This is a genomic window from Janthinobacterium sp. (assembly GCF_031995485.1).
Lineage (GTDB): Bacteria > Pseudomonadota > Gammaproteobacteria > Burkholderiales > Burkholderiaceae_D > Janthinobacterium.
On record NZ_DAMAGB010000015.1, the window covers coordinates 57,775 to 82,217 of the forward strand.

A 24,443-nucleotide genomic window follows, 5' to 3' on the forward strand; every position below is an offset into this window, starting at 1 on the left:
TCGCTATTGAAAAAGGCTGCATCTTCATGCAAGCTGCGCCGATGGGCGCTGCGTGGCGGTGCAGGGGGAAGGGCAATGAGAAACATAGACGAGGCCATGCAGGAAAAAGTGCTGGCCGTGGCGCGCGCCGGCATGACCAGTGCGGAAGCCATCGGCTTCTTTCGCGTCACGCTGGGCTTGTATTACCTGGCCGGCCTGATGACGCAGGAGGAGCTCGACTTCAAGAAGATCGATGCAAAATACAACCGTTTCATCTACCACTCGCTCGGTGGCGGGCACAGCATCGCCAGCGTCTTGCAATTCATGAGTGGCGAAAAAGTGCTGCGCGTGCTCGAGTCGCCGCGCTTCCTGGCCGCCTTTGCCACGCATTGCCCCGACATCCCCGTCGACAGCATGTTCTTCCTGGTGTCGCTGAACCTGGGCGTGGCAAAAAGCCTGTCCGGGCTGGACGCCGTCGGCCCCGTGGTGGACTGGATCGAAAAGGAAAAAGCGCGCACAGGTCAAGCAAGTCAGTAATGCCCGGTACGCCTGCAGGGTGGCCCGCGACGGCTGGCCGTGATCGTCCTATAATCGTGTTTTACCCAACATGAGCCCGTCACGATGACCGCACACCGCTACTTCAATCCCCTTGACCGTTTCATCGTTGGCGCCGACAAGGCCCTGCGCGTGATTTCCGGCGTGGCTTCCGCATCGCGCCCGACGCCGGCCGCGCAGTCGCCCGACGCCACCCTGAGCGCGGCCGAGCAGCGCCATAGCGCCGGACTGATGCGTGTCAACCATGTGGGAGAAGTATGCGCGCAGGCCTTGTACAACTCGCAGGCGCGCCATGCGCACAGTGCCGCCATCCGCGCCCAGTTCGACGAAGCGGGGCGCGAAGAGGAAGACCACCTGGCCTGGACCGCGCAGCGCGTGCATGAGCTGGGTTCGCGCCTGAGCCTGTTGAATCCCCTGTGGTACGCAGGCTCGTTCGCGCTGGGCACGATCGCTGCGCGCATGGGCGACGGCCAGAGCCTGGGTTTTGTGGTGGAAACGGAAAAGCAGGTCGAAGCGCACCTGGAAAGCCATCTGGGCGAATTGCCGCCGCAGGACGCCAAGTCGCGTGCCATCGTGCGCCAGATGCAGCTCGATGAAATCGAACACGGCGCCGCCGCGCAGCGCCTGGGCGCGATCGATACGCCGGCGCCGGTCAAGGCCTTGATGGGCCTGATGGGCAAGGTCATGACCAAGACCGCGTACTACCTGTAGGTCGGGTTAGCGCTGCGCACGTAACCCGGCAGCATTGTTGGCCTTTGCGGTGTTGTCGGATTACGGCGCTGCGCGCCTAATCCGACCTATGGTTTTTATTCTTCAATAATCTCGAACGAGTGGGTGATTTCCGCCGTCTTGGCCAGCATGATCGACGCCGAGCAATATTTATCGTGCGACAGCGCCACGGCGCGTTCCACGGCCGTTGGTTTGAGCGACTTGCCGCGTACGGTAAAGTGGAAGTGAATCTTGGTAAAGACTTTCGGATCGGTCTCGGCGCGGTCGGCCTTGAGCGTCACTTCGCAGCCACTGACGGCTTCGCGTCCCCGTTTCAGGATCAGCACCACGTCATAGGCGGTACAGCCACCGGTGCCCAGCAACACCATTTCCATCGGCCGTGGCGCCAGGTTGTGGCCGCCGCCGTCGGGAGCGCCATCCATGGTCACCAGATGGCCGGAGCCGGTCTCTGCCCGAAAACTCATGCCCGACGGGCCGTTCCAGCTAACTTTGCATTCCATCGTACTTCTCCGAAAAATATAGGCGTTTTGTATTGTAATAGAGGAATGCCGGTCCATGTTCGGCCCGGAAAGGCGCAACAGGCCGCAATCGTGGCTTGACCTGGGCGGTCAAAGCCGCTTATACTTGTCGGCTTTCCGTTCGCTCAGGAAAAGTAAATAAGGCAGAGTCCGCGCAGTTTTACCAGGCGGAACCACCATTTGAGCGTGTAATCTATTAGGAAGTCAACATGAAAACATTTTCCGCTAAAGGACATGAAGTCCAGCGCGATTGGTTCGTGGTTGACGCGACGGACAAAGTCCTCGGACGTGTTGCCAGCGAAGTGGCACTCCGACTGCGCGGCAAACACAAACCGGAATTTACTCCTCACGTCGATACCGGCGACTTCATCGTCGTCATCAACGCAGGCAAACTGCGTGTGACCGGTACCAAAGCAACTGAGAAAATTTACTACCGTCACTCTGGCTATCCAGGCGGCATCTACGAAACCAACTTCCAGAAAATGCAACAGCGTTTTCCAGGTCGCGCGCTTGAGAAAGCGGTCAAAGGCATGCTGCCTAAAGGCCCACTCGGCTACGCAATGATCAAGAAGCTGAAAGTGTACGCGGAAGGTTCCCATCCGCACGCAGCTCAGCAACCTAAAGCACTTGTTCTCTAAGGAACTGACATGATCGGTAATTACAATTATGGAACCGGCCGTCGCAAGAGTGCAGTGGCTCGGGTTTTTATCAAAGTTGGCACAGGCTTGATCGTTGTTAACGGCAAACCGGCAAACGAATACTTTTCGCGCGAAACCGGTCTGATGGTCATCCGTCAACCACTGGAACTGACCGGCAATGTCGAGCGTTTCGACATCAAAGTCAACGTCCATGGCGGCGGTGAGTCGGGCCAGGCTGGTGCAGTTCGTCACGGCATCACCCGCGCTCTCATCGACTACGATGCAGCGCTGAAACCGGAACTGGCAAAAGCCGGCTTCGTGACCCGCGATGCACGTGAAGTCGAACGTAAAAAAGTTGGTCTGCGCAAAGCACGTCGCGCAAAACAATTCTCGAAGCGTTAATTTCTACGCTACAGCGCTTTCGGGCGCTGTCTCAAAAGCCGCTGGCCTTCGGGCCGGCGGCTTTTTGCATTTCTGCGTGGCGCACCATTGCGCTGTAAAATACGCGCAAAACCCATCCGGGTTACTGTGGCAGTAGCTCGCATCTCTCTCATTTGTTTACATTCAAGGAAAAAACATGATCAAAGTTGGCATCGTCGGCGGCACTGGATACACTGGCGTGGAACTGCTGCGCCTGCTGGCAACCCACCCGGACGTCGAGTTGACGGCGATCACCTCGCGCAAGGAAGATGGCTTGCCGGTCGCCGACATGTATCCTTCGCTGCGCGGCCACGTGAAACTGGCGTTTTCCTCGCCGGACAAGGCCAACCTGGAGCAGTGCGACGTGGTGTTCTTCGCTACCCCGCACGGCGTGGCCATGGCGCAAGCGCCGGCCCTGCTCGCTGCCGGCGTGAAAGTGATCGACCTGGCCGCGGACTTCCGCCTGAAAGACCAGGCCAAGTTCGAGCAGTGGTACAAGATTCCGCACACGGCGCCCGAGCTGATAGCCCAGGCCGTGTACGGCTTGCCGGAACTGAACCGCGAAGACATCAAGCAGGCCACGCTGATCGCCAATCCGGGCTGCTATCCGACTACCATGCAGCTGGGCTTTTACCCGCTGCTGAAAGCCGGCCTGGTCAATGCCGGCGCGCTGATCGCCGACTGCAAGTCGGGCGTGTCCGGCGCCGGCCGCAAGGCTGAAATCGGCATTCTGTTCTCGGAAAGCAGCGACAGCTTCAAGGCCTATGGCGTGGCCGGCCACCGCCACCTGCCGGAAACCACTGCCCAGCTGCAGCGTTTCACTGAAGACAAGGTAGCGCTGACGTTTACGCCGCACCTGGTGCCGATGATCCGCGGCATGCATTCGACTCTGTACGCGCAGCTGAACAAGGATGTCAGCAATGAAGAGTTGCAAGCCTTGTTCGAAGAGCAATACAAGGACGAGGCGTTTGTCGACGTGATGCCGTTCGGCTCGCATCCGGAAACGCGTTCCACGCGCGGCTCGAACATGCTGCGCCTGGCGCTGCACCGCCCTGAAGGCGGCAATACCGTGATCGTGCTGGTGGTGCAGGACAACCTGGTCAAGGGCGCCTCGGGCCAGGCCGTGCAGTGCATGAACCTGATGTTTGGCTTGAAAGAAACGGCTGGCCTGCAGCATATCGCGCTGCTGCCGTAAGCCATACGGGCACGCCCCGGGACTGTGAGCAATAACAACGCCGGGGCCGCCGAAAAAGAGGCGGCCGCAGCGCGACTTGCGGCAACAGTCTATAATGAACGCATGTTTTCTGAGGAGTATGAAATGAATGCTGTCGCCGAAATGCAAGATGTGATCCCATCGCCTATCATCTTTACCGATAGCGCCGCTGAAAAAGTCGCGCAGCTGATCGAGGAAGAAGGCAATCCCGACCTGAAATTGCGCGTGTTCGTGCAGGGTGGCGGTTGCTCCGGCTTCCAGTACGGCTTCACCTTCGACGAAATCGTCAACGAAGATGACACCACCATGGTCAAGAACGGCGTCCAGCTGCTGATCGATTCCATGAGCTACCAGTATCTGGTCGGCGCGGAAATCGACTACAAGGACGACCTGGAAGGCGCGCAGTTTGTCATTAAAAATCCTACCGCGACGTCCACCTGCGGTTGCGGCTCGTCCTTTTCGGTTTAAGGGCGCACCTGAGAAAAAGTTCATGGCTGCGTTGCGTTGCCTCGTCGTACTATTCGTACTGTCTTCGGCAACGCGCCTTGCCCTGAACATTTTTCAGGCACGCCTGAGATAATGGCGTGCATAACAAATAGCGGATCGTCGATCCGCTATTTGTGTTTCTGCTGCCGCTCAATGCGGCTTAGTGTGGATACAGGGCGCCCAGCACCCGTAAACCTCTTGCCCCCGTCACCGCCGGCAGATTGCCCGGCTTTCTCTGCGTAAACCGCCAGGCCAGCCAGGCAAAAGCCAGCGCCTCGACCTGGTTCGGCGCCACGCCCAGCGCCTGCGTCGAGGCCACCGCCATGCCCGGCAACGCGCTGGCCAGCGCCGTCATCAGGGTGGCGTTATGGGCGCCGCCGCCGCACACATACACCGTATCGGCCTGCGCGCCATCGCGCAATATTGCCTGCGCCAGGCTGCTGGCGGTCAGCTGCGTCAGCGTGGCCTGCACGTCGGCCGGCTGCGCGTTCGGGAAGGCAGCCAGCTTGCTGGCCAGCCAGTCGGCATGGAACAGGTCGCGGCCCGTGCTCTTCGGTGCCGGCAGGGCAAAATACGCTTCGTTCAACAGCTCGGCCAGCAACGCCGGGATGACCTGGCCGGTGGCGGCCCAAGCGCCGTTCGCATCGTACGGCTGGGCCTGGTGGCGCAGGATCCAGCCATCCATCAGCGCGTTGCCCGGCCCGGTGTCGAACCCTGTCACCATGCCGTCCGCCTGCAGCACGCTGATATTGCTGATGCCACCGATATTGGCCACCACGCGCGCCTGGCCCGGCGCATGGAACAGCGCCTGGTGAAACGCCGGTACCAGCGGCGCGCCCTGGCCACCGGCTGCCACGTCGCGGCTGCGCAGGTCGGCGATCACGTCGATGCCAGTCAGCTCGGCCAGCAGGGCAGGGTTGTTCAGCTGGCGCGTAAAGCCGAGTTCAGGGCGGTGGCGGATGGTCTGGCCATGCGCGCCGATGGCCACCACGGCGCCGGGGCCGATGCCGGCCTGGGCCAGCATTGTGCCCACGCAGTCGGCATAATGGCGCACCAGCGCATTGGCGGCGGCCGCCTCGCGTTCGATTTCATTGTGGCCTGCGCTTTGCAGTGCCATCAGGTCGGCGCGCAAGGGGGCGGGAAACGCCACATAGGCGTCACCGAGGCTGCGCACGCCGTCCTGCGAAAAGTCGACCAGCGCGCCGTCGACGCCATCGAGGCTGGTGCCGGACATCAGACCGATATACAACATGCTGTTTCCTTGTCTTTGCGTGATGATAAAACAAAGGCACCGGCCATCGGGATGGGCGGTGCCTTTGCTTGTTGCCCGGTCGGGCGGGCGATGCTTAGCGCGACGCGAGTGCCGTGTCGCTAGGACGCAGCAGGGTGAAGCGGTGCATCATGTCGGCCGAAACCATGCGGAAACGCGACAGTTCGGCCGCCGTCAGCGGTGCCTGTGCCTGGACGTTCAGCTTGCTTGGATCCTGTGCCACGCCGCCGACGCGGAATTCGTAGTGCAGGTGGGCGCCGGTCGACCAGCCGGTGGTGCCGACGTAGCCGATGACATCGCCCTGGCTGACTTTCTGGCCTTTTTTCATGCCCGCAGCGAAGCGGCTCATGTGGGCATAGGCAGTGCTGTAGTTGGCCCAGTGCTTCAGGACCACCACATTGCCGTAGCCGTTCTGCATGCCGACCGAATCGACCACGCCGTCGCCCGAGGCGCGGATCGGCGTACCGGTGGCGGCCGCGAAATCGATGCCTTTGTGGGCTTTCCAGTTGCCCGAAATCGGATGCACGCGCATCGAGAAACCGGACGAGATGCGGGAGAATTCGAGTGGGGATTTGAGGAAGGCTTTTTTGAGGGACTTGCCGTCGAAGCTGTAGTAACCGCCGCCTTGCTTGCTGGCCGGGTCTTCGAACCACACGGACTGGAACGTCTTGCCGCGATTGGTGAATTCACCGGCCAGGATGCGTCCCGCTCGGACAAATTCGCCGTCTTGCCAGAAGGTTTCATAGACCACGTTGAACGAGTCGCCGCGTTTCACGTCGGAACGGAAATCGATATTGGTCGAAAACATTTCGACGATCTGCTTGGAGATCGCGTCCGGCAGGCGGGTGCCGTCCAGGCTCGAATCGGTGGCCGCAAACAGGGTCGAGGTGATCTTGCGTGCGTGCATTTCGACGCGGCGTTCCAGCTGGGCAGCCACTTCGGATGCGACAAACTTGTCGCCCTTGCGGGTGATCAGGATGTTCTTCGCGGAATTGTCGCTGCCATCGACCAGCGTGGCGCGCATCCAGTTCAGTTCACCGTTCTCGGACGTCTGCGCCTGTACGCGCTTGCCCGTTTTCAGCAACATGACACCGCGCGCGACCTTGTCGGACTTGATGAAGTTGGCGGCCGCCGCATCATCCACGCCGAGACGGGTCAGCAAGGTAGCGAGGGTATCGCCAGCGCGGACTTTTTCTTCGTGGGTGAAATTCTGGTCTACCTGTTCCAGCGCGGTGATTTGCGAGGACAGATCAGGCATTTCCAGGTTCTGGGCGATCGAACGGACCGGCAGGTCCGACGCATCCGGGGCCATAGGGGCCACCGCAACAGCACCAAAAGCGACCACGGTCAGCATCACTGCGGACAGGCCGACTATGCGTGCTTTGCGAGTGGTCGCGAGCTGGGTGTACAAGCGTGAGCCTGTGATTTTATGTATAGGGTTCATGCAATCAGTTAAAATTTGCCCTTGAACGATTCGTGAACTGCTACTCTTTTTTATTGTTATTTTGGTTCGTTTTCATACGGCAAGATTGATGGGATCGGGCATTATACCAAACTCTGCAAACCTACTACCATTTTGAGATCAACTGCAAAAATCTATGGAAATCAACACCACCGCCTCGCCTGCCAAGGCTAACGCAACTCAGACGCCGCTCGTGCTGACGGACAGAGTACAAGAAGCCCTCGCGATTACCAAGCGTGGCGTCGACGAACTCTTGATCGAAAGCGAATTTGCGCAAAAATTAGCGCGCTCCGAGCAAACTGGTGTGCCACTGCGTATCAAACTGGGCCTGGACCCGACCGCACCGGACTTGCACCTTGGCCATACCGTGGTGCTGAACAAAATGCGCCAGCTGCAAAACCTCGGCCACCAGGTGATTTTCCTGATCGGCGACTTCACGTCGATGATCGGCGACCCTTCGGGCCGCAACGTCACGCGCCCGCCGCTGACGAAAGAACAGATTGAGATTAACGCGATGACGTATTTCGCGCAAGCATCTTTGGTGCTCGACGCCAGCAAAACCGAAATTCGCTATAACTCCGAGTGGTGCGATCCGCTCGGCGCGCGCGGCATCATCCAGCTCGCTTCGCACTACACGGTGGCGCGCATGATCGAGCGCGACGACTTCACCAAGCGCTTCCAGGGCGGCGTGCCGATTTCCGTGCATGAATTCCTGTACCCGCTGATGCAGGGCTACGACTCGGTGGCGCTGAAGTCGGACCTGGAGCTGGGCGGCACCGACCAGAAATTCAACCTGCTGGTGGGCCGCGAGCTGCAAAAGCAGTACGGCCAGGAGCAGCAGTGTATTTTGACCATGCCGCTGCTGGAAGGTTTGGACGGCGTCGAAAAAATGTCGAAGTCGAAGAACAACTACATCGGCATCACGGAACCGGCCAACACCATGTTCGCCAAGCTGATGAGCATTTCCGACGTCATGATGTGGCGCTACTACGAGCTGCTGTCGTGGCGCTCGATCGCCGAACTGGCGCAACTGAAGAGCGAAGTCGAGGGCGGGCGCAATCCGCGCGATGCCAAAGTGGCCCTGGCGCAAGAGATCGTCGCCCGTTTCCACTCGCAGCAGGCCGCCGAAGAGGCGCTGGCCGATTTCGTCAACCGCTCGAAAGGCGGCATTCCGGACGATATTGCGGAAGTGACGCTGTCCGGCGCGCCGCTGGCGATCGCGCAATTGCTGAAACAGACGGGTTTGTGCCCGTCCGTGTCGGAAGCGACCCGCATGATCGACCAGGGCGGCGTGCGCATCGATGGCACCGTCATCAGCGACAAGGCCCTGAAAGTGGAAGCAGGCGTGTTTGTGCTGCAAGTGGGCAAGCGCAAATTCTCGCGCGTCAGCTTGACGGCATGATCGCCCTGCTGCAACGCGTGACGCGGGCGAAGGTCGAGGTCGATGGCGCCACCGTCGGCGCCATCGATGCCGGCCTGATGGTGCTGGTCTGCGCCGAGCGCGGCGACACGGAGAGGGAAGCGGACGCGCTGCTGACCAAGCTGCTGGGCTACCGCGTCTTTTCGGACGAGGCCGGCAAGATGAACCGCAGCGTGACGGATGTCAGCGGCGGCATGCTGCTGGTGCCGCAGTTCACGCTGGCGGCCGATACGAAATCGGGCACGCGGCCGTCGTTTACGCCGGCAGCCAGCCCGCAGGACGGCTTGCGCCTGTTCAGCCATTTCGTGGCGCAGGCGCGCAGCCGCCATGCGCTGGTGGAAACAGGGCAGTTCGGCGCCGACATGCAGGTGTCGCTGACCAATGACGGCCCCGTCACCTTCTGGTTGCAAATCGATCCGAAACCTGTCTGAGGAGCAGCGATGAGATTGTGGAGCGAGAACTTTCGTCATGGCGGCCTGCTGCCGGCCAGGCATGCGTTTGCCGAAATCGATCCGGCCAGCCGCGTCCGCCTGGCCGCCAACCACAATCCCCATCTGGCCTGGGACGAGGTGCCGAACGGCACCGAATCGCTGGCCCTGTTCTGCATCGATGGCGATGCGCCGCTCGACGCCAGCCTGGCCAACCGTGCCGACCAGGCGCTGCCGCTGGCCAGCGCGCGCGGCGATTTCTTCCACTGGAGCCTGCTCGATATCCCGCTGGCGATGCGCTCGATTGCCGCCGGCCAGTTTTCCAGCGCCGTCACGCCGGGTGGCAAGCAGGCCGCCAGCGTACCTTGGCTGGACGGCAGCGGCCCGAATCATTTGCGCCAGGGCGTCAACGACTACACCGGCTGGTTTGCAGGCGACCCGCAGATGGCGGGCGACTACCATGGCTATGATGGTCCGTGTCCGCCGTGGAACGACGAGCGCCTGCACCATTACCTGTTCCGCCTGTACGCGCTCGACGTGCCGCGCCTGGCGCTGGCCGACCGTTTCACGGGACCGCAGGCGCTCGCCGCCCTGTATGGGCACATCCTCGACGAAGCCCAGCTCGTCGTCGCCTACACGCTCAATCCGGAGCTGGCACTTACCTTGAGAAACCCCAACGCATGAGCACCACGATTTTACTGATACGCCATGGCGAAACGCCGTGGAATGCCGCGCGCCGCCTGCAGGGACATATCGATATCCCCCTGAACGAGCTGGGCCTGCAGCAGGCCGCCGCACTGGGCCAGGCGCTGGCCGGCGAGCCGCTGGCGGCGATCCTGTCGAGCGACTTGCTGCGCGCGCGGCAGACGGCGCAGGCTGTTGCTGAATTGCAACAACTGCCGATGCAGACCGATATCCTGCTGCGCGAGCGCTGCTACGGCGCCTTCGAAGGCTTGCTGTACGCCGATATTGCCGCCCACTATCCGCATGAATATGCGCAGTGGCAGGCGCGCCAGATCGATGCCGTGATGCCGTCCGGCGAGCGCCAGGCCGAGAGCTTCCGCCAGTTTTATGCGCGCGCCAATGGCGCCATCGCGCGCTGGGCGCAGGAATACGATGGCCAGGTGATTGCCATCGTGGCCCATGGCGGCGTGCTCGAGTGCGCCTACCGCGAAGCGGTCGGCATGTCACTCGACAGTCCGCGCGATTTCCAGGTGAGAAATGCCAGCGTGAATCGCTTTTCCTATGCAGATGGCAAGCTGCATTTGGTGCATTGGGGAAACATCGAGCACCTGGCCGCACCCGCGATGGACGAGCTGGGCTAATTGCCGCCTTCGCCGCGACCGGCATCCTTGCGCACTGGACGTTAAAAAATAGTGCTTATTAATTAGGCAGGGAATCGGTTAAAATAGCAGGTTCCTCCGTCCATTCCAGGTTCTTCAGTGCAAATCGGCCCTCACATTCTGCGCAACAACGTTTTCGTCGCTCCCATGGCCGGCGTGACGGATCGGCCATTTCGCCAGTTGTGCAAGCAGCTGGGCGCCGGCTATGCCGTGTCGGAGATGGCGGCGTCGAATCCGAAATTGTGGGCGACCGAAAAAAGTTCGCGCCGCACCGACCACGACGGCGAAATGGAGCCGAAAGCCGTGCAGATCGCGGGCGCCGACCCGCAGGACCTGGCCGATTGCGCCAAATTCAATGTCGACCGCGGCGCGCAGATCATCGACATCAACATGGGCTGCCCCGTGAAAAAAGTCTGCAACAGCTGGTGCGGTTCGGCCCTGCTGCAGAACGAAAGCCTGGTCGAAAAGATCCTGCACGCGGTCGTCAATGCCGTCGACGTGCCCGTCACCCTGAAATTTCGCACGGGCTGGAACCGCGAGAACAAGAACGCCTTGAAGATCGCCCGCATCGCCGAACAGGCCGGCATCCAGATGCTGACCCTGCATGGCCGCACGCGCGCCGATGGCTACAAGGGCGACGCCGAATATGAAACGATAGCCGCCGTGAAGGCGTCGGTTGGCATTCCGGTGGTGGCCAATGGTGATATCACCAGCCCCCAAAAGGCGCGCTACGTGCTGGACCAGACGGGCGCGGACGCCGTGATGATCGGCCGCGCGGCGCAGGGCCGGCCGTGGATCTGCCGCGAGATCGACCACTATCTGCGCACCGGCACCTTGCTGCCGGCGCCGTATGTGGACGAAGTGCGCAGCCTGATGGACGAGCATCTGCGCGCCCATTATGCGTTTTACGGCGAATTTCTCGGCGTGCGCACGGCGCGCAAGCATATCGGCTGGTACGTCAAGGACCTGGAAGGGGGCGAGGCGTTCCGCCAGCAAATGAACCTGCTGGAGTCGACGGACGCGCAATTGCTGGCCGTCGACCAGTTTTTTGAGTCGCAATGGAAGTTTGGCGAACGGTTACAATACCGCCTCTCCGAATCCAGTGACAGTGGTTTGATCGATACGGCCACGGCAGCATGAAACAAGCAGCAAGCAGAAGAATTTGACACAGTAACAAGGGCGAACGCCATTACAGCGTCATGCAATATTAATTACAACACCCAGGCAGGATGGCAGCAAGCGGCCCGATGAGCGCCGCGCCACCGTGACTGCCAGGTGTTCAGCCGGTTGAAGCATACAAATGAGCAAAGAAAGCATACAGGAAGTCGTTCAGAAGAGTCTGGAAGATTATTTCAACGACCTGGGCGAGCAGCAAGCGTCGAATATCTATGACATGGTCGTGCTGACCGTCGAAAAGCCCATCCTGGAAGTCGTGATGACACGCGCCGATGGCAACCAGTCGCATGCCGCGCAAATGCTGGGCATTAACCGCAATACCTTGCGCAAGAAATTGCAGGAGCATGGTTTGCTGTAATGCCGGCTCGCAAGTGACGCCAAGCTTTGAATCCGCCGCAGCCCGGTACTGACGCCGTGCTGCGCATTCGCCAAGAACACTTAACCACCTAGCCACAGCCATGATCAAACAAGCTCTCATTTCCGTTTCCGACAAGACCGGCGTCCTCGATTTCGCGCGCGCCCTGTCTGCCCTCGGCGTCAACATCCTGTCGACCGGCGGCACCGCCAAATTGCTGGCCGATAACGGTGTGCCCGTCACGGAAGTGGCCGATTACACGGGTTTCCCAGAGATGCTCGATGGCCGCGTGAAAACCCTGCACCCGAAAGTGCATGGCGGCATCCTGGCGCGCCGCGATTTCCCGGAGCACATGGCCAAGCTGGTGGAACACGGCATGCCGACCATCGACATGGTGGTGGTCAACCTGTACCCATTCCAGGGCACGGTCGCCAAGGCTGACTGCACGCTGGAAGACGCGATCGAGAACATCGATATTGGCGGCCCGACCATGCTGCGTTCGGCGGCCAAGAACCACAAGGACGTGACCGTCATTTGCGATCCGAGCGACTACGAAGTGGTGCTGGCCGAAATGCGTGCGGCCGACGGCAAGGCTGGCGACGTCAGCTACGACACCAAGTTCATGCTGGCGAAAAAAGTGTTTGCGCACACGGCGCAGTACGATGGCGCCATCACCAACTACCTGACCAGCCTGGGCCCGACCAAAGTGCACGCCGAGCGCGGCGCCTATCCGCAGATCCTGAACGTGGCGTTTGAAAAAGTGCAGGACATGCGCTATGGCGAAAACCCGCACCAGAGCGCCGCCTTCTACCGCGACCTGGCCGCCACCGATGGCGCGCTGGGCAACTACCGCCAGTTGCAGGGCAAGGAACTGTCGTACAACAATATCGCCGACGCCGATGCGGCCTGGGAATGCGTGAAGAGCATGAGCGGCTTCGAGCAGAGCGCTGCCTGCGTGATCGTCAAGCACGCCAATCCATGCGGCGTGGCGCTGGGCGCCAATGCGGCCGAAGCCTACGCTCGTGCCTTGCAAACAGACCCGACCTCGGCGTTTGGCGGCATCATTGCCTTCAATACGGAACTCGACGGCGCCACCGCCGGCGAAATCGCCAAGCTGTTCGTCGAAGTGCTGATCGCGCCGTCGTTCTCCGCCGAAGCGAAACAGATCCTGTCGAGCAAGCAGAATGTGCGCATGCTGGAAATCCCGCTGGGCAACGGCGTCAACGCGATGGACTTCAAGCGTGTCGGCGGCGGCCTGCTGGTGCAGTCGCCGGATGCGAAAAACGTCGCCATCGGCGACCTGCGCGTGGTCAGCAAATTGAAACCGACGCCGCAACAGCTGACCGATCTGATGTTCGCCTGGAAAGTGGCAAAATTCGTCAAATCGAACGCCATCGTTTTCTGCGGCAATAACATGACGCTGGGCGTGGGCGCCGGCCAGATGAGCCGTATCGACTCGGCCCGCATCGCTTCGATCAAGGCGCAGAACGCCGGCCTGTCGCTGGCCGGTTCGGTGGTGGCGTCGGACGCCTTCTTCCCGTTCCGCGACGGCCTCGACGTAGTGGTTGACGCGGGCGCGACCTGCGTGATCCATCCGGGTGGCTCGATGCGCGACCAGGAAGTGATCGATGCGGCCGATGAGCGTGGCGTGGTCATGCTGTATACCGGCACGCGTCATTTCCGTCATTGATATTTAGCCCAGCGGCAGAGACTGGGTTTGGGTTGCAAAAACGGCAGGCTCCGGTTTCACTGGGCCTGCCGTATTCATTATAGAATCTGGCGATGATTATTCTTGGCATCGACCCTGGCTTGCGCACAACCGGCTTCGGGGTCATCGAAAAACACGGCAACAAGCTGCGCTATATCGCCTCGGGCACCGTCAAGACCGCCTCGGAAGGGGCTTTGCCGCCGCGCCTGAAGATCATTCTGCAGGGCGTGTCGGAAATTGTCGCCACCTACCGGCCCGACTGCGCGGCCATCGAAAAAGTCTTTGTCAACGTCAATCCGCAATCGACCTTGCTGCTGGGCCAGGCGCGCGGCGCGGCCATCTGCGCGCTGGTCAATGCCGACCTCGAGGTGGCCGAATATACGGCGCTGCAGCTGAAGCAGGCCGTCACCGGCCACGGCAAGGCAGCCAAGGAACAGGTGCAGGAAATGGTGGCGCGGCTGCTCTCCTTGCCCGGCTTGCCCGGCAGCGATGCGGCCGATGCGCTGGGGGTGGCGATCTGTCACGCCAACAGCGTCGATGCGCTGGCGATGATCAGTGCGCTGGCGCCGCAATTGCAGGGGCTGCGCATGAAGCGCGGCCGCCTCGTTGGCTGAGGCATACTTTGAATTTAACATGAGGAATACGCGATGATAGGCCGTCTCTCCGGTATTTTGCTTGAAAAAAATCCGCCACAATTGCTGGTCGATTGCCAGGGCGTCGGCTATGAAGTCGATGTACCGATGAGCACGTTTTACAATCTGCCGCACGTGGGCGAAAAAGTGGTGCTGTTTACGCACCAGGCGATCCGCGAAGACGCGCATCTGCTGTTCGGCTTCGGCAATGCGGCCGAGCGCGCCGTGTTCCGCCAGCTGATCAAGATCACCGGTGTCGGCGCGCGCATGGCATTGGCGATTCTGTCCGGCATGACGATCGCCGACCTGGCGCAGGCAATTACCTTGCAGGATTCCGGCCGCCTGGTCAGGGTGCCGGGTATCGGCAAGAAGACGGCCGAGCGGTTGCTGCTGGAACTGAAAGGCAAGATCGGTGCGGATCTCGGCCCGCTCGGTGCGCACGCCGCGCCGGACGCGCAGTCCGATATCCTGAACGCACTGATGGCGCTCGGCTATTCGGACAAGGAAGCGATGGCGGCCGTGAAAAACGTGCCGGCCAGCAGCGGCGTATCGGACGGCATCAAACTGGCGCTCAAAGCGCTGTCGAAAGGCTAACGGGAATACGGCATGAGCATCCAGACCGACATCTTCACGGAACAGCGCATCATCGATGCGGCGCCGATCTCGCACAACGAAGAGGCGATCGAACGGGCCTTGCGGCCCAAGCAGCTCGACGAGTACGTGGGCCAGGAAAAGATCCGCGACCAGCTGGAAATCTTTATCACGGCCGCGCGCCAGCGCAAGGAAGCGCTCGACCATACCTTGCTGTTCGGCCCGCCGGGCCTGGGCAAGACCACGCTGGCGCATATTATCGCGCGCGAAATGGGCGTCAACCTGCGCCAGACTTCCGGCCCGGTGCTGGAGCGCCCGGGCGACCTGGCGGCAATCCTGACGAACCTGGAAGCGAACGACGTGCTGTTCATCGACGAGATCCACCGCCTGTCGCCGGTGGTCGAAGAGATCCTGTACCCGGCGCTGGAAGACTACCAGATCGACATCATGATCGGCGAAGGCCCGGCGGCCCGCTCCGTCAAGCTCGACCTGCAGCCGTTTACATTGGTGGGCGCCACCACGCGCGCCGGCATGCTGACCAATCCGCTGCGCGACCGCTTCGGCATCGTGGCGCGCCTGGAGTTCTACAACACGAGCGAGCTGACCAAGATCGTCACGCGCAGCGCGGCGCTGCTGAAGGCGCCGATCGACCCGGACGGCGCGCATGAAATTGCCCAGCGCGCGCGCGGCACGCCGCGCATCGCCAACCGGCTGCTGCGCCGCGTGCGCGACTTTGCCGAAGTGAAAAGCAATGGCGAGATCACCAAGGTGGTGGCCGACCGCGCGCTGGCCATGCTGGACGTCGATTCCGTCGGCTTTGACGTGATGGACCGCAAGCTGCTCGAAGCGGTGCTGTTCAAGTTCGGCGGCGGCCCGGTCGGCATCGGCAACCTGGCGGCCGCCATCGGCGAAGCGGCCGACACCATCGAAGACGTGCTGGAACCATACCTGATCCAGCAGGGCTTTTTGCAGCGCACGCCGCGCGGCAGGGTGGCCACGCCGGCCGCCTATCTGCACTTCGGCGTCAGCGCGCCGCGCATCAGCCCCAGCGGCGAAGCGTGGACGCTGTGACGGCGACGCCGGCGATGCCGGGTATGCAGATCTGGGTGGACGCCGACGCCTGCCCGGTCGTCATCAAGGAAATTCTGTACCGCGTGGCCGAGCGGCTGGAGTTGCCCGTCACATTAGTCGCGAACCAGGGGCTGCGCGTGCCGCCGTCGCGCTTTGTGCGCACCGTGCAGGTGCCGTCGGGCGCCGACGTGGCGGACCAGGAAATCGTGCGCCTGCTGAACCCCGGTGACCTGGTGGTGACCGGCGATATTCCGCTGGCGGCCGATGTCTTGACCAAGGGCGGCTACGCGCTCAATCCGCGCGGCGAGTTTTATACGAAAGATAATATTGCCCAGCAGCTCAGCATGCGCGCCTTCATGGAAGAGCTGCGCAGCGGCGGCGTCGACACGGGCGGCCCGGCCGCTTTCAGCCAGTCGGACCGGCAAAGCTTTGCCAACAGCCTGGACCGGCATTTGCAAAAACATCACCGCAAGACCGGGCAGGTCGGGTAGGCCGGATTAGCGCAGCGTAATCCGACAACATTGTTGGCGTCCGGTGGTGTCGGGTTAGGCGCTTGCGCGCTAACCCGACCTACGGTCTTACTCCTCGCGCACCCACGTCTGCGAGCGGCCAAACATCGGCACGCCCACATAGCCGCGCACCTGCAGTTTGCTGCCGCCCTCGGCCAGTTCCGCCTTGCTCTTGTAGACCTTGCCGCTGGCCGGGTCGGTGATCTCGCCGCCGGTCCATTCCTTGCCGTCTTTTTTCAGGCCCGTCAGGATGGTCAGGCCGATAATCGGCTGGTCCTTGTTGGCGCCCGTGCATTTGTCGCAGACGGGATTCTGGTTTTCTTCCGGGCTGCGGAACAGTTTTTCGATTTTTCCTTGCAGCACGCCGCCATTGTCCGTGATGCGGACGATGGACTTCGGCTTGCCGGTGGCGTCGTCGATGGTTTTCCAGGCGCCCACGGGGCTGTCATTGGCGGCGCTGGCGCCGCCGGCAATGGCGAGTAAAGCCATCAACATGCTTGTCTTTAATAATGTACGCATCGCTAGTCTCCATTGGTTTTTTTGAACGTTACGCGAACTTTTACCAAGGCAGGACCAGCGATGCCGTGCGGCGCCCGGGGGAGGGCGCCGTACGATACTGCCGGTATGCCTTATGCAGCGGCCAGTTTAGCAAACTGTTCGCGCAGTTTCTCAATTGTGGCCGAAAAACTGAGCAAGCGCTCGTTTTCTTGCGCAACAATTGCGGCTGGCGCGCGGGCAACAAAGCTTTCATTGCCCAGTTTGCTGTTCACCTTGGCGATTTCCGCTTCGATGCGGGCGATTTCCTTGCCCAGGCGCTCGCGTTCGGCGGCCACGTCGATTTCCACTTTCAGCATCAGCTTGGTGGTGCCGACAATCGCGACGGCCGCCGGCGAGTCCGGCAGCGCATCGACGATCTGCACTTCGGCCAGTTTGCCCAGCGACTGGATATACGGCGCATAGCTGCCCAGCGCGGCCTTGTCGGTGGCGTTGCCCGCTTCGACGATCAGCGGCACGCGCACCGATGGCGAGATCTGCATTTCGCCGCGCAGGTTGCGCGTCGCATCCGTCAGGGCCTTCAACTGTTGCATCCACGCCTCGGCCGACTCGTCGATCTTGCTGGTGTCGGCGACCGGGTAGGGCTGCATCATGATCGAATCGCCTTCGGCTTTCAGCGTCTTGCCGGCCAGCGGCGCGACGGTCTGCCACAGCGCTTCCGTGACAAACGGAATGATCGGATGGGCCAGGCGCAGCACCACCTCGAGCACGCGCAGCAGGGTGTGGCGGGTGGCGCGCTGCTGGCCTTCGGTGCCTTGCTGTACTTGCACCTTGGCTACTTCCAAATACCAGTCGCAATACTCGTCCCAGACGAACTTGTAGATGGTGGCGGCGATATTGTCGAAGCGGAAGTCTTCAAAACCCTTGGCCACGTCCAGCTCGGCTTTTTGCAGCAGCGAGATGATCCATTTGTCCGCCTGCGACAGGTCGGCGTCGTTTGGAGTGCAATCTTTCCCTTCCGTATTCATCATCACGAAGCGGGTGGCATTCCACATCTTGTTGCAGAAGTTGCGGTAGCCTTCGCAGCGGCCCAGGTCGAAGTTGATGTTGCGGCCCAGCGACGCATAGCTGGCCATGGTAAAGCGCACGGCGTCGGTGCCGTAGGCGGAAATACCGTCCGGGAATTCCTTGCGCGTGGCCTTGGTGATTTTTTCGGCATCGCGCGGATTCATCAGGCCGGTGGTGCGCTTGGCGATCAGGCCGTCGAGGTCGATGCCGTCGATCAGGTCGATCGGGTCCAGCGTGTTGCCTTTCGACTTGGACATTTTCTGCCCGGTCGAATCGCGCACCAGGCCGTGCACGTACACGGTTTCAAACGGCACCTTGCCCGTGAAGTGCGCCGTCATCATGACCATGCGCGCGACCCAGAAGAAGATGATGTCGAAGCCGGTCACCAGCACGGACGACGGCAGGAATGCCTTCATGTCCGGCGTGTCTTCCGGCCAGCCCATGGTCGAGAACGGCACCAGCGCGGACGAAAACCAGGTGTCGAGCACGTCGTCGTCGCGTTTCAAGGGCCCCGTGCTGCCGGCGGCCTGCGCCTTGGCCTGTGCTTCGGCTTCGGTTTTTGCGACAAAGATATTGCCGGCCTCGTCGTACCAGGCCGGGATCTGGTGGCCCCACCACAGCTGGCGCGAGATGCACCAGTCCTGGATGTTGTTGAGCCACTGGTTGTAGGTGGTGCTCCAGTTTTCCGGCACGAACTTGATTTCGCCATTGGCGACTTTTTCCAGCGCCGTCTCGGCAATCGACTTGCCCGGGAAGAAGGTGCCTTCCGGCGCCGGTTTGCTCATGGCAACAAACCACTGGTCGGTCAGCATCGGCTCGATCACCACGCCGGTGCGGTCGCCGCGCGGCACCATCAGCTTGTGCGGCTTGACCTGTTCCAGCAGGCCCAGGGCGTCCAGGTCGGCGACGATCTGCTTGCGCGCGGCAAAGCGGTCCAGGCCGCGATACGCTTGCGGCGCGTCGTCGGTGATCTTCGCGTCCAGCGTCAGGATGACGATCTGCGGCAGCTTGTGGCGCTGGCCGACGGCGTAATCGTTCATGTCGTGCGCCGGCGTGATCTTCACGCAGCCGGTGCCGAATTCCTTGTCGACGTATTCGTCGGCGATGATCGGGATTTCGCGGTCGGTCAGGGGGAGCTTGAGCATCTTGCCGACCAGCGCGGTATAGCGCTCATCGGTCGGGTCGACCGCCACCGCCACGTCGCCCAGCATGGTTTCAGGACGGGTGGTAGCTACCGTCAGGAAGCCGCTGCCGTCGGCCAGCGGATACTTGATGTACCACATCGAGCCGTCTTCTTCTTCCGAGATCACTTCCAGGTCCGACACGGCCGTGCCCAGCACCGGGTCCCAGTTGACCAGGCGCTTGCCGCGGTAGATCAGGCCCTGCTCGAACAGGCGCACGAACACGTCGGTCACGACTTTCGAGCGCGGCTCGTCCATCGTGAAGTATTCGCGCTGCCAGTCGGCCGAAGCGCCCAGGCGGCGCATCTGGCCGGTAATGATGGAACCCGATTTTTCTTTCCACTCCCACACTTTTTCCACGAATTTTTCGCGGCCCAGGTCATGGCGCGAAATCTTTTGCGCGTCGAGCTGGCGCTGCACCACGATCTGCGTGGCGATGCCGGCGTGGTCGGTGCCGGGGATCCAGGCCGTGTTGTGGCCCAGCATGCGGTGATAGCGTGTCAGGCCATCCATGATGGTCTGGTTGAACGCATGGCCCATGTGCAGGGTGCCGGTCACGTTCGGCGGCGGCAACTGGATGCTGAAGGAAGGTTTTCCGGCATCGAGGGTGGCGGCAAAGTAACCGCGCTGTTCCCACTCGGTGCGCCAGAATTGTTCAATGTCGGCGGGCTCGAAAGACTTGGCTAATTCCATGATTTGGCGTGTGTTTGGCAAAAGGAACCATTATAGATGACACGGCAACGGCTGCGCCGTGGCAACAGCGGTTTTTCAGGGTTCTGGCGGCTTTGCGGGCGGCCTGGTGGCAAGCGGACGGCGGTAAAAGTTGCACCGATGCTATAATGTCGGCCCTGGCGCCTCCTGCAACCGATCTGTTAATGGCGCCAGCGGTCGCCGTTTTATCCAGCGCTCGACCATGCCAGGCATCTGCGATGCCGGCAACTTTTCAGTGCGTCCCCTGCGGGCCGGGCGCCTGAGCCACGCGCACCGCCAGCGGTGCACCATTCACGGCGGACTTGCCGCGGCCCTCATCTTTGCGGGCCGCTGCCGCCACGGCTTTGCCAGGATATTCCTGTCCCCCGTGCTTCGGGGTGGCTTCAGCACGCATGGCGCCTTGCCGCCCGTGGACTGTCCTGGCCTGGCTTTTACAAGGAAACCATCATGAAAACCCTTTCCCTCTGCCTGGGCCTTGCTGCCACCATCATCGTGCCGGCCGCCCGCGCCCAGTCTTCCGTCGACGTCTACGGCCTGATGGATGCGGCGCTGGTGCAGGAGCGCGGTATCAGCAAGGTATCGAGCGGCGTCTCGGCCGGTTCGCGCCTCGGCTTTCGCGGCGCGGAATCGCTGGGCAATGGCTTGCAGGCCGTGTTCACGCTGGAGGCCGGCTTGCTGAGCGACACGGGCCGCTCGGACCAGGCCGGCCAGCTGTTCGGCCGCCAGGCCTTCGTGGGCCTGAGCAGTCCGCTCGGCATGCTGACCGTCGGCCGCCAGTACAATCTGCAAAGCCAGGCGCTGACCGACGTGGCCGATCCGTTCGAAGGCGGCATGGCCGGCGCCTCGACCAACGTGGCCGGCTATTCGGCCACGCGCATCGACAATACCGTGCGCTACACCTCGCCCACCGTGCGCGGCGTGACGGCTACCTTGATGTTCGGCGCGGGGGAGCACAGCGGCATTGCCAGCGACCAGCGTTCGCTGGGCCTGGCGCTCGGCTATGTCAACGGCCCCTTGACCCTGCGCCTGGCGCGCCAGAGCCGGGGCGGCGACGCCGGCAGGGCGGATGTCAACAACACTATTCTGGCCGGCAACTACAATTTTGGCCCGGCCACCGCGTTTGCCGGCTATGGCCGCAATACGGGCGACGGCAGTTCGCTGTTCTTTGCCGACAATCCGTATGGCGCGCCGCAGGCACCCGCGCAGTCCGCCGACAGCCGCGACGCGATTGTCGGCGTGTCGGTGCCGCTGGGCGCGGCGACCGTGCTCGCCTCCATCGTGCACAAGGACGACCGCGACGCCGCCAACCGCGACGCGCAGCAGCTGGCGCTGGGCGCGACCTATGCGCTGTCGAAACGCAGCAAGCTCTATGTGGCCTATGCGCAGATCCGCAATCACAATGGCGCCGCCTATATGGTCGGCAACGCCACCGAAGTGGGCACCGGCGACCGTGCGTTCAATATCGGCTTGCGCCACGCCTTTTAAGCGTACGCTTCGACCGGCAAGGTGCTGGCCTGGCGCAGCAGCGCCTCGAACGCCGGTGCCTGCAGCGGACGGCTGAACAGATAGCCCTGCATCTGGTCGCAGCCGTGCTGGCGCAGGAACTCCAGCTGCTGCGCCGTTTCCACGCCTTCGGCGATCACCTTCAGGCGCAGGCTGTGCGCCAGTGAAATGATGGCGCGCACGATGGCCGCGTCGTCGGCGCTGTGGTTGATGTCGTTGACGAATGACTTGTCGATTTTCAGCACGTCGATCGGGAAGTGGCGCAGATAAGCCAGGCTGGAATAGCCGGTGCCGAAATCGTCGATCGACAGCTTCACGCCCAGCGCCTTCAGGTTGCCCATGATGGCCGTGGCCTGCTCGACGTTGTCCATCACCATGCTCTCCGTCAGTTCCAGTTCCAGGTAGGTGGCCGCCAGGCCCGTGTCCGACAGCGCCGCCGCCACCGCATGCAGCAGGTTGCGCTGCTTGAACTGGCGCGCCGACAGGTTGACCGCCACGCGCAGCGGGCCATGGCCTGCCAGCTGCCAGTCGCGCGCCTGCTGGCAGGCCGTGCGCAGCACCCAGTCGCCGATCGGAATGATCAGGCCCATTTCCTCGGCCAGGCCGATAAAGCTGGCCGGCGCGATGCGTCCCAGCTGCGGATGCTCCCAGCGCAGCAGCGCTTCCATGCCGACCACCTGGCCGCTGGCCAGGTCCACCTGCGGCTGGTATTCGAGGTGGAACTGCCGGCGTTCGAGCGCATGGCGCAATTCGCCCTCCAGGCTCAGGCGCACCAGGGTTTCCTCGTTCATGGTCGGCGCATAGAACTGCCAGTTGCCGCGCCCCTGCTCCTTGGCGCGGTACATGGCGATGTCGGCATGCTTGATCAGCATGTCGGCGCTGATGCCGTCGTCCGGATACACCGACACGCCCATGCTGCAGCCGAGGAAGAACTCGTATTCGCCCACTTGCATCGGCTGCGCCACGGCGTCGAGCACGCGCTGCAAAATGGCCATGCCGGGCGCGCCGTTTTCATGCTGGGGCAGCAGCAGCACGAATTCATCGCCCCCGAGGCGCGCCACCGTATCGACTTCGCGCGTGGCGGCCAGCAGGCGTTCGGCCACCACCTTGAGCAAGGCGTCGCCCGCGTCGTGGCCGAGCGTATCGTTGACGAACTTGAAGCGGTCCAGGTCGATGAACACCACCCACAGCGGCAGCTGGCTGCGCTTCGCCACGGCCATCGCCTGCTCCAGCCGTTCGCGCAGCAGGCGGCGGTTGGCCAGGCCGGTCAGGATATCGTGGCGCGCCTGGAACGCCAGTTCGGCCTCGAAGTGCATCACGGCGCTGATGTCGTATTGAGCCACCACGAAGTGGCTGATCGGCGCGGTGCCATCGTCGCCCGCCTCGCCATTGCCGCGCACCGGGGCGATAAAGGTTTCGCTCCAGTAGCTGTCGCCATTCTTGCGCGCATAGCGCAGGATGGCCTTGCCTTCGCGCTGTTCGCGGATTGCCGCGTGCAGCTGTTCCATTGCGGGCTGTTCCAGCACATTGCCCTGCAGGCTGGCCAGCGGCTTGCCGATCACGTCCTGCGCCGTGTAGCCGGTAATGCGTTCGAACGCCGGATTGACATATTCGACCAGGTAGCCGGGCGGCTCGGCGCTGCAGATGACGATGGCGTTGGCCGACACTTCGATGATGCGCTCGCGCAGGCGCAGCGCTTTTTCGCTCTTCAGGCGCGCGGCGATGTCTTCCGCCAGGCGCAGGTTGGCGAACTGCAGTTCGGCCGTGCGCTCGCCCGTGATGCGCTGGATGATGCTGTTGCGCGATACCAGCTGATACACATAGGCGGTGGCGAGCAGGGTCGACAGCAAGCCGCCCAGCAGCACATACAGCGAACCCTGATGATCGTTCCACGGCGCCTGCGCCGGCGCCACGCGAACGCGCCAGGGCTGGCCAGCCAGGCTGAAGCTGGTTTGCACGGGTTTGCCCGCGGCAGCCTGCATCCAGCCGGGCAGGGCGCGCGTTGTCACAGCCGCGTCGCGGCGGTAGACCAGGGTCTCGCCACGCGCGCCGGCAAACACTTCGATGCCCATGCGGCTGCTGTCGAGCAGGTTGGCGCTGCCCAGGATGGTGGCGATCAGGTGGGTGATGCGGAAGGTGGCCGCCGTCTCGCCGGTCACGGCGCGCTGGCGCTGTTCGGGCGTATCGAGCGGCATGCCGGCGCGGTACACGGGCGCCAGCACCAGGAAGCCCGTTTGCCGGCCTGGATACTGGGTCAGCGTCAGCAGTTCGGTGGCGGTCGGCTGGCCGCTGTCGCGCGAGGCGATGCGCGCCATCTGCTGGCCGGGCGAGGCGGAGGTATCCAGTCCCAGCAGCTGCGCATTGCCCTGCAGCGGTTCGATATAGTCGATCACGTTGTAGCTGGCGCGCTGCGGCGCCGGCTGGCTGTTGTTGCCGTCATCGTCACCCTGGGCGATCATGAATGCCGGATGCGCCTGGCGCATGGCCATTTCATAGCCGGCGCGCTGCGCATGATCGAGCGCGCGGCGATAGCTGAAGGCCTGGATTTCCGGGTAGCGCTGCAATAATGGCGCGCTGAAGCTGCGGAACTGTTCGCGGCTGATCGGATCGATGCTGCGAAACAGCTGGTTCAGCACTTTCAGCTGTTCCACCGCATTGTTCAGGCCCGATACCAGCGCTGCCGTGCGCACGCTGGCGTCATGCTGGAACAGCAGCCGCGCGCTTTCCGCTTCAATCTGGCGCGCCGACACGTAACACAGGGCCGTGATCGCCAGGCCGGCGAGCAGGGTGATCAATACCGACACCGAAACCGACACCCGCACACGCCGGAGAATTTTTTGCATCAGATGCCCCATTCTGTGGTTTGCGTCGGACCGGATCGGCGACCAGGCTGTCTCATGCAATGGACCAACTGTAGGTGGCGACGCCTGTGCCAGTCGGTTCGCTACCGAACGGAGACTATTTTCAGAAGGAAATATATTT

At 62.3% G+C, this 24,443-nt stretch carries 24 protein-coding genes; 18 read left to right on the forward strand and 6 right to left on the reverse strand.

The genetic code is table 11. The features are described from left to right. Positions 1-75 precede the first annotated feature (75 nt). Positions 76-516, forward strand: a complete 441-nt coding sequence (locus RTQ46_RS11360; protein ID WP_312436622.1) for a hypothetical protein — start codon at positions 76-78, stop codon at positions 514-516. Between the two features lie 84 nt (positions 517-600). Then, positions 601-1,245 (forward strand): 2-polyprenyl-3-methyl-6-methoxy-1,4-benzoquinone monooxygenase, encoded by a 645-nt coding sequence (gene coq7, locus RTQ46_RS11365; protein ID WP_312436624.1) that lies wholly within the window; start codon positions 601-603, stop codon positions 1,243-1,245. 95 nt (positions 1,246-1,340) lie between these two features. On the opposite strand, the gene RTQ46_RS11370 is transcribed toward coq7, so the two are convergent. Further along, positions 1,341-1,763: an OsmC family protein gene (locus tag RTQ46_RS11370; protein ID WP_131376562.1), complete on the reverse strand. Its 423-nt coding sequence runs from the start codon at positions 1,761-1,763 to the stop codon at positions 1,341-1,343. A 227-nt stretch (positions 1,764-1,990) separates the two neighbouring features. Here RTQ46_RS11370 and rplM point away from each other — a divergent pair, with 227 nt between their 5' ends. The 4 genes from rplM to erpA all read left to right on the forward strand — a co-directional run bounded on the left by rplM (position 1,991) and on the right by erpA (position 4,520). Further along, entirely contained in the window at positions 1,991-2,419 is a 429-nt protein-coding gene (rplM, locus tag RTQ46_RS11375) for a 50S ribosomal protein L13 (protein WP_010393282.1), read from the forward strand. 9 nt (positions 2,420-2,428) lie between these two features. Continuing rightward, positions 2,429-2,821, forward strand: a complete 393-nt coding sequence (rpsI, locus tag RTQ46_RS11380) for a 30S ribosomal protein S9 (protein WP_010393285.1) — start codon at positions 2,429-2,431, stop codon at positions 2,819-2,821. A gap of 175 nt (positions 2,822-2,996) precedes the next feature. Further along, the gene (argC, locus tag RTQ46_RS11385; protein WP_312436628.1) at positions 2,997-4,034 is read left to right on the forward strand and encodes an N-acetyl-gamma-glutamyl-phosphate reductase; all 1,038 of its coding nucleotides are present in this window, start codon (positions 2,997-2,999) and stop codon (positions 4,032-4,034) included. 123 nt (positions 4,035-4,157) lie between these two features. After that, a complete protein-coding gene (gene erpA / locus RTQ46_RS11390) occupies positions 4,158-4,520 on the forward strand; it encodes an iron-sulfur cluster insertion protein ErpA (RefSeq protein WP_029496047.1) in 363 nt (120 codons plus the stop codon). Between the two features lie 178 nt (positions 4,521-4,698). On the opposite strand, the gene RTQ46_RS11395 is transcribed toward erpA, so the two are convergent. Further along, positions 4,699-5,790, reverse strand: coding sequence for an anhydro-N-acetylmuramic acid kinase (locus RTQ46_RS11395; protein ID WP_312436629.1), 1,092 nt, complete (start codon positions 5,788-5,790; stop codon positions 4,699-4,701). A 94-nt stretch (positions 5,791-5,884) separates the two neighbouring features. Beyond that, on the reverse strand, positions 5,885-7,252 hold the full coding sequence (locus RTQ46_RS11400; RefSeq protein ID WP_312436631.1) for a M23 family metallopeptidase: 1,368 nt from the start codon (positions 7,250-7,252) through the stop codon (positions 5,885-5,887). 154 nt (positions 7,253-7,406) lie between these two features. On the opposite strand from RTQ46_RS11400, the gene tyrS reads away from it, so the two are divergent. The 11 genes from tyrS (at position 7,407) to RTQ46_RS11455 (ending at position 16,485) form a co-directional block, all read left to right on the forward strand. Further along, the gene (gene tyrS / locus RTQ46_RS11405; protein WP_312436633.1) at positions 7,407-8,672 is read left to right on the forward strand and encodes a tyrosine--tRNA ligase; all 1,266 of its coding nucleotides are present in this window, start codon (positions 7,407-7,409) and stop codon (positions 8,670-8,672) included. Next, positions 8,669-9,121 carry a D-aminoacyl-tRNA deacylase gene (gene dtd / locus RTQ46_RS11410; RefSeq protein ID WP_312436634.1) on the forward strand — a complete coding sequence of 151 codons (453 nt, stop codon included), beginning with the start codon at positions 8,669-8,671 and terminating at the stop codon, positions 9,119-9,121. The genes tyrS and dtd overlap by 4 nt, the downstream gene beginning before the upstream one ends. A 9-nt stretch (positions 9,122-9,130) precedes the next feature. Continuing rightward, positions 9,131-9,802 carry a YbhB/YbcL family Raf kinase inhibitor-like protein gene (locus tag RTQ46_RS11415; protein ID WP_312436636.1) on the forward strand — a complete coding sequence of 224 codons (672 nt, stop codon included), beginning with the start codon at positions 9,131-9,133 and terminating at the stop codon, positions 9,800-9,802. Further along, positions 9,799-10,443: a histidine phosphatase family protein gene (locus RTQ46_RS11420; protein ID WP_312436637.1), complete on the forward strand. Its 645-nt coding sequence runs from the start codon at positions 9,799-9,801 to the stop codon at positions 10,441-10,443. Before RTQ46_RS11415 ends, RTQ46_RS11420 begins: the two co-directional genes overlap by 4 nt. 117 nt (positions 10,444-10,560) lie before the next feature. Then, entirely contained in the window at positions 10,561-11,601 is a 1,041-nt protein-coding gene (dusB, locus tag RTQ46_RS11425; protein WP_312436638.1) for a tRNA dihydrouridine synthase DusB, read from the forward strand. Positions 11,602-11,761: 160 nt separating this feature from the next. Continuing rightward, positions 11,762-11,995 carry a helix-turn-helix domain-containing protein gene (locus tag RTQ46_RS11430; protein ID WP_008445162.1) on the forward strand — a complete coding sequence of 78 codons (234 nt, stop codon included), beginning with the start codon at positions 11,762-11,764 and terminating at the stop codon, positions 11,993-11,995. Positions 11,996-12,095: 100 nt separating this feature from the next. Continuing rightward, entirely contained in the window at positions 12,096-13,682 is a 1,587-nt protein-coding gene (purH, locus tag RTQ46_RS11435) for a bifunctional phosphoribosylaminoimidazolecarboxamide formyltransferase/IMP cyclohydrolase (RefSeq protein ID WP_312436640.1), read from the forward strand. Positions 13,683-13,774: 92 nt separating this feature from the next. Beyond that, positions 13,775-14,314: a crossover junction endodeoxyribonuclease RuvC gene (gene ruvC / locus RTQ46_RS11440; protein WP_312436641.1), complete on the forward strand. Its 540-nt coding sequence runs from the start codon at positions 13,775-13,777 to the stop codon at positions 14,312-14,314. A 33-nt stretch (positions 14,315-14,347) separates the two neighbouring features. Continuing rightward, on the forward strand, positions 14,348-14,926 hold the full coding sequence (gene ruvA / locus RTQ46_RS11445; protein ID WP_308923840.1) for a Holliday junction branch migration protein RuvA: 579 nt from the start codon (positions 14,348-14,350) through the stop codon (positions 14,924-14,926). A 12-nt stretch (positions 14,927-14,938) separates the two neighbouring features. After that, on the forward strand, positions 14,939-15,994 hold the full coding sequence (ruvB, locus tag RTQ46_RS11450; RefSeq protein ID WP_312436644.1) for a Holliday junction branch migration DNA helicase RuvB: 1,056 nt from the start codon (positions 14,939-14,941) through the stop codon (positions 15,992-15,994). A gap of 23 nt (positions 15,995-16,017) precedes the next feature. Further along, positions 16,018-16,485: a YaiI/YqxD family protein gene (locus RTQ46_RS11455; RefSeq protein ID WP_312436645.1), complete on the forward strand. Its 468-nt coding sequence runs from the start codon at positions 16,018-16,020 to the stop codon at positions 16,483-16,485. A gap of 87 nt (positions 16,486-16,572) precedes the next feature. Here the strand turns inward: RTQ46_RS11455 and RTQ46_RS11460 are convergent, their stop codons facing one another. Both RTQ46_RS11460 and RTQ46_RS11465 read right to left on the reverse strand, forming a co-directional pair. Then, complete coding sequence (locus RTQ46_RS11460) at positions 16,573-16,998, reverse strand: DUF2147 domain-containing protein (RefSeq protein WP_312436647.1); 426 nt, start codon at positions 16,996-16,998, stop codon at positions 16,573-16,575. Between the two features lie 134 nt (positions 16,999-17,132). Then, entirely contained in the window at positions 17,133-19,940 is a 2,808-nt protein-coding gene (locus RTQ46_RS11465; RefSeq protein ID WP_312436648.1) for a valine--tRNA ligase, read from the reverse strand. 465 nt (positions 19,941-20,405) lie between these two features. Between RTQ46_RS11465 and RTQ46_RS11470 the strand changes: the two genes are divergently transcribed. Beyond that, positions 20,406-21,443 (forward strand): porin, encoded by a 1,038-nt coding sequence (locus tag RTQ46_RS11470; protein WP_312436650.1) that lies wholly within the window; start codon positions 20,406-20,408, stop codon positions 21,441-21,443. Here RTQ46_RS11470 and RTQ46_RS11475 read toward each other — a convergent pair. After that, entirely contained in the window at positions 21,440-24,304 is a 2,865-nt protein-coding gene (locus RTQ46_RS11475) for an EAL domain-containing protein (RefSeq protein WP_312436652.1), read from the reverse strand. The genes RTQ46_RS11470 and RTQ46_RS11475 overlap by 4 nt on opposite strands. Positions 24,305-24,443 lie beyond the last annotated feature (139 nt).

Bases quoted from the DNA above. Each gene is read 5' to 3' on its own strand.
- RTQ46_RS11360 (WP_312436622.1), top strand. From the start codon at position 76: ATGAGAAACATAGACGAGGCCATGCAGGAAAAAGTGCTGGCCGTGGCG.
- coq7 (WP_312436624.1), top strand. From the start codon at position 601: ATGACCGCACACCGCTACTTCAATCCCCTTGACCGTTTCATCGTTGGC.
- RTQ46_RS11370 (WP_131376562.1), bottom strand. From the start codon at position 1,763: ATGGAATGCAAAGTTAGCTGGAACGGCCCGTCGGGCATGAGTTTTCGG.
- rplM (WP_010393282.1), top strand. From the start codon at position 1,991: ATGAAAACATTTTCCGCTAAAGGACATGAAGTCCAGCGCGATTGGTTC.
- rpsI (WP_010393285.1), top strand. From the start codon at position 2,429: ATGATCGGTAATTACAATTATGGAACCGGCCGTCGCAAGAGTGCAGTG.
- argC (WP_312436628.1), top strand. From the start codon at position 2,997: ATGATCAAAGTTGGCATCGTCGGCGGCACTGGATACACTGGCGTGGAA.
- erpA (WP_029496047.1), top strand. From the start codon at position 4,158: ATGAATGCTGTCGCCGAAATGCAAGATGTGATCCCATCGCCTATCATC.
- RTQ46_RS11395 (WP_312436629.1), bottom strand. From the start codon at position 5,790: ATGTTGTATATCGGTCTGATGTCCGGCACCAGCCTCGATGGCGTCGAC.
- RTQ46_RS11400 (WP_312436631.1), bottom strand. From the start codon at position 7,252: ATGAACCCTATACATAAAATCACAGGCTCACGCTTGTACACCCAGCTC.
- tyrS (WP_312436633.1), top strand. From the start codon at position 7,407: ATGGAAATCAACACCACCGCCTCGCCTGCCAAGGCTAACGCAACTCAG.
- dtd (WP_312436634.1), top strand. From the start codon at position 8,669: ATGATCGCCCTGCTGCAACGCGTGACGCGGGCGAAGGTCGAGGTCGAT.
- RTQ46_RS11415 (WP_312436636.1), top strand. From the start codon at position 9,131: ATGAGATTGTGGAGCGAGAACTTTCGTCATGGCGGCCTGCTGCCGGCC.
- RTQ46_RS11420 (WP_312436637.1), top strand. From the start codon at position 9,799: ATGAGCACCACGATTTTACTGATACGCCATGGCGAAACGCCGTGGAAT.
- RTQ46_RS11430 (WP_008445162.1), top strand. From the start codon at position 11,762: ATGAGCAAAGAAAGCATACAGGAAGTCGTTCAGAAGAGTCTGGAAGAT.
- purH (WP_312436640.1), top strand. From the start codon at position 12,096: ATGATCAAACAAGCTCTCATTTCCGTTTCCGACAAGACCGGCGTCCTC.
- ruvC (WP_312436641.1), top strand. From the start codon at position 13,775: ATGATTATTCTTGGCATCGACCCTGGCTTGCGCACAACCGGCTTCGGG.
- ruvA (WP_308923840.1), top strand. From the start codon at position 14,348: ATGATAGGCCGTCTCTCCGGTATTTTGCTTGAAAAAAATCCGCCACAA.
- ruvB (WP_312436644.1), top strand. From the start codon at position 14,939: ATGAGCATCCAGACCGACATCTTCACGGAACAGCGCATCATCGATGCG.
- RTQ46_RS11455 (WP_312436645.1), top strand. From the start codon at position 16,018: ATGCAGATCTGGGTGGACGCCGACGCCTGCCCGGTCGTCATCAAGGAA.
- RTQ46_RS11460 (WP_312436647.1), bottom strand. From the start codon at position 16,998: ATGTTGATGGCTTTACTCGCCATTGCCGGCGGCGCCAGCGCCGCCAAT.
- RTQ46_RS11465 (WP_312436648.1), bottom strand. From the start codon at position 19,940: ATGGAATTAGCCAAGTCTTTCGAGCCCGCCGACATTGAACAATTCTGG.
- RTQ46_RS11470 (WP_312436650.1), top strand. From the start codon at position 20,406: ATGAAAACCCTTTCCCTCTGCCTGGGCCTTGCTGCCACCATCATCGTG.
- RTQ46_RS11475 (WP_312436652.1), bottom strand. From the start codon at position 24,304: ATGCAAAAAATTCTCCGGCGTGTGCGGGTGTCGGTTTCGGTGTCGGTA.